This is a genomic window from Candidatus Aegiribacteria sp. (genome assembly GCA_021108435.1).
Classification (GTDB): Bacteria; Fermentibacterota; Fermentibacteria; order Fermentibacterales; family JCC-6; genus Aegiribacteria.
In genome coordinates this window covers 1-2,700 of record JAIOQY010000070.1, presented here as the reverse complement: position 1 = coordinate 2,700, position 2,700 = coordinate 1, and the positions used below count along the sequence as shown (strand labels likewise).

Annotated in this window: 4 protein-coding genes; all 4 read right to left on the bottom strand. The window is 39.6% G+C overall.

Annotated features, from left to right (window positions below; translation table 11 throughout):
- Window positions 1–252: NAD(P)H-dependent oxidoreductase (locus K8R76_04215; GenBank protein ID MCD4847376.1), on the bottom strand; the 252-nt coding region annotated here is incomplete at its 3' end.
- 165 nt (window positions 253–417) lie between these two features.
- Window positions 418–774 (bottom strand): 4Fe-4S binding protein, encoded by a 357-nt coding sequence (locus K8R76_04210; protein MCD4847375.1) that lies wholly within the window; start codon window positions 772–774, stop codon window positions 418–420.
- Between the two features lie 315 nt (window positions 775–1,089).
- Entirely contained in the window at window positions 1,090–1,872 is a 783-nt protein-coding gene (locus tag K8R76_04205) for a hypothetical protein (GenBank protein ID MCD4847374.1), read from the bottom strand.
- Window positions 1,856–2,700 (bottom strand): ABC transporter ATP-binding protein (locus K8R76_04200; GenBank protein ID MCD4847373.1); only part of this gene is annotated, 845 nt, incomplete at its 5' end. The genes K8R76_04200 and K8R76_04205, both read right to left, overlap by 17 nt.

Below are 2,700 nucleotides of genomic sequence, written 5' to 3'. Positions count from 1 at the left end.
GGCAAGAATAATACAGTCTGCTGATTCGATTTTTTGAATAATAATATCTCTGTTATCATTTAAAGGACAAAAACATTCTCCTTTTGATATACATAAGAAACATCCTTTACAATGCTGAAAATCCATATCCTTCAAAAATAGATATTCATATTCGCATTCTTTTGTATATGCTTTGTGATATTCTTCAATTTTCTTTATTACATTGTAGGTGTTCTTTTTCCTAAGACTACCGATAATAGCAAGAATTTTCATAGTTCTTATCACTCCATATTAGCAGGATAAACACAATTGCGTTTATTCTTACTATACACATAACGACTAAGCTCACCTGCCGCTATGAAGCGTAACGGAATAGCGGTCAGGTGCAACGCCTTATTATAAATATACCCTATTTTTCGCTTTGGTTTTATTTGCATATTAAGTATTTTGCAACGAACGAATGCGCTCTATAGTTTTTTCAGCAACTTTCTTGTTTTTGGCAAAGTAGCGCTCCATACGTTTAATAAGTTCTTTTTGTTTTTCTCTATCATTCGAATAGTAATCATTTCCTAATATCTGTTTTACCCAAACCAGATTAGATTCTACTTCTTCAGGAATCCGTTCTCCGTCATGACGAACTGCATCATTTGGACATACATCATGACAAACCCCACATCGTATGCATTTACTTTCGTATATAAACGCAACGCCTTCGTCTAATGAAATAGCACCAACACAACATTCATTAACACATATTTGGCAACCCGTGCACATTTTTTCACTTATCCAAGGCATTACATTATCTCCTTATATTTTTTCATTTTATAACTATGATTATGTGGATTCTACATTTGCTTGTATTTCATTAATTCCAAAACTTTATATCTTCACTTGAAGATGAATCAAGGATAGTAATCATACAATGGACAGCTTAACACGTCTACATAACACCCTGATACACTTGGATTAGTGGCATCTACATTATCCTGGATTTCAATATTCCTATCGCAGTTGCGAGGCTTAAAATGTCATTTGAAGGTAATCGATGTGTTACAGATACTCTGGATTCCAGATGTAATTGTATTTAATATGCAATGCTGGGGTTTTTTTCTAGTACTGTCCCATTTTGTTGAGTCTTTTCGCTTTTCTCTCGAACAGTCTGAAAATGGAAAGTCCGATAAAAAGATAGAGAAGGCTGTTTCCAATGACGAACAGATACCACCAGAGCGGAAAAGATGTTCCGTGTACTATATGCGCGTTGATCGTATGCGCTCCTGCTACGAATGGCAGGAATGAGAAAGCTGTCAGGGGATAGACTGGAAGCAGCATCAGACCGATCAATCCGAATGAAAGTATTCCGTTAACCGCACCGATTTTTTTATGGATCAGACCCACACCGCCAAGCATGAAACCTATTCCATTCAGAGAAAGCACCGAAACAAACAGAATCAGATAGAAGTAAAGAAGGTTGACCGAAAGGATTCTTCCGGTGGTCAGCATCGTAAGGTACAGCATCAGTGTGAGTATAACAAAATTGAACAGAGTATTGGTTATTGCTTTAAAGAAGAAGATAATATCTGCGCCGTAAGGGGAGAGGTATATCTGCTCAAGAGTACCCCTCTGAGATTCGGAGAGAACTACACTCCCGGTTCCCTGAAGTGAGAACATCGCGCTCATCCATAGAACGTACCCGATAACCATGGAATCCAGTGAAGATTGATTGATGCCGACGCCGGCGATGGATTTCGCGCCCCAGAACATACCGAGAAAAATGATGTACATAACTACGACCATGGCACCGGTATTGAACAGGTATCTTTTCAGCTCCCATCCCAGCATCCGTATTTCCACGATAAATACGTTCAGAATGCTCATATCACTCCGGTTCATCATTGATCACATTCAGGAAAATGTCCTCCAGATCGCTTTCGACAGTACTGAAATCGGTTATTTCTAAATCGGCTGATCTCAATATCTCCAGGAGATCATATATCAGCATCGCGCTTTTCAGAAATATTATCAATCTGCAGCCGTTATCGGAATTCTCTACGGTGAGTTCACCAAGTTCCTCTATCCTTCTGATGCTGTTCTGGTCAGGGTCAGTTGCAATATCAAGATTTAAAACTTTTCTTGAGAATTTCATTTTCAGGCTCTGGATAGTCTCATGGGTGAGGATTCTACCCTCCTTGATAATAAGTACCCTGTCACATACGGATTCTATGAAATCCATATCGTGAGATGTTACAAGGATGGATTTGCCGGACTTCTGTACTACTTCCTTGAGCCAGTTTCGCATTACCCTTGAAATCTCAACATCCAGTCCAAGAGTGGGTTCGTCCAGAAGAAGTATGTCAGGGTCATGAATGAAAGCACAGGCAAGGGCGACTTTCTGTTTCATACCCTTGGAGAACTCGCGGATTTCCTTTTTTCCTACATCTGCAAGTCCCAGCTCATGGAGAAGAGTATTCATACGTTCTTTAATATGCGAATGAGACAAGCCTTTGAGGCCGGCGAAATATTTCATGTTTTCTTCGGGGGAGAGGTGCCAGTAAACATTTCTTGCGCCTTCAAGAACAGCCCCCGTGTTTCTGAGAATCTTCAGATGGTCTTTTTTTACATCCATACCTGAAACATGAATATCTCCGTTGTCAAAGAGTATTAAACCTAGAATTGATTTGAGTGTTGTGGTTTTTCCTGACCCGTTCGGTCCGAGTATTCCAA